This is a genomic window from Thauera sp. 2A1 (assembly GCF_009469595.2).
GTDB lineage: Bacteria > Pseudomonadota > Gammaproteobacteria > Burkholderiales > Rhodocyclaceae > Thauera.
In genome coordinates, this window is record NZ_SSXV01000113.1 from 728 (window position 1) to 1,329 (window position 602).

Below are 602 nucleotides of genomic sequence, written 5' to 3' on the forward strand. Positions count from 1 at the left end.
GCGGCATGGCATCTATCTGTCCACATTGAGCGAAGTTCTAAAAAAAAACTCCATGACGAAGCCATAAGGACGAGTGGCATCATCGACCCGCTTGCTGAACTGGACATCGATGTGCAGAGCTTTGATATTCCAAGGTTGGTGAGTGTCTATCCCGACCGTGCAGGAGTGAGATGGTGGACAAAGGCGTGGTTCAATAACCGAGAGGAAGGAGAATGCTCCGTGGAGATAGAACTGCAGCAAGCCATCCACTTCATCCATGACAGAATAGAGAAAGACGCTTGGCTGGAGGAATACTTTCCAAAGCAGATGGAAGTGTATCACCAAGCCATCGAGCAGACAAGAGAACAGATATTAGGTCAACTAAACGTAACGCTATAATGAGTACTATCAAGAACCCGACACGCTTTGCAGAACTGGAGTATTGCCTTCAAGGATATTTTGACGGCAAGCTGGCACCTGTGATGAAACAGGTGCGAGATGACTTGACTCACAAGCAACTGGAGGAAAGAGGCAGATACCAGAGCAGTTTGGCAGGAGTGCTTGCTTCTGCCAATCCGTATGCCGACAACACCGAGTTTGTTCTAAAGCAAACAGGCAAATGG

At 48.0% G+C, this 602-nt stretch carries 2 protein-coding genes; both read left to right on the forward strand.

Annotated elements, in window-relative coordinates; genetic code table 11:
* A partial coding sequence (locus GH664_RS24015; RefSeq protein WP_228111687.1) for a hypothetical protein occupies positions 1-378 on the forward strand: 378 nt, incomplete at its 5' end.
* Positions 378-602, forward strand: a 225-nt coding sequence (locus tag GH664_RS24020; RefSeq protein WP_228111688.1) for a hypothetical protein, incomplete at its 3' end; no start/stop codon positions are given. The genes GH664_RS24015 and GH664_RS24020, both read left to right, overlap by 1 nt.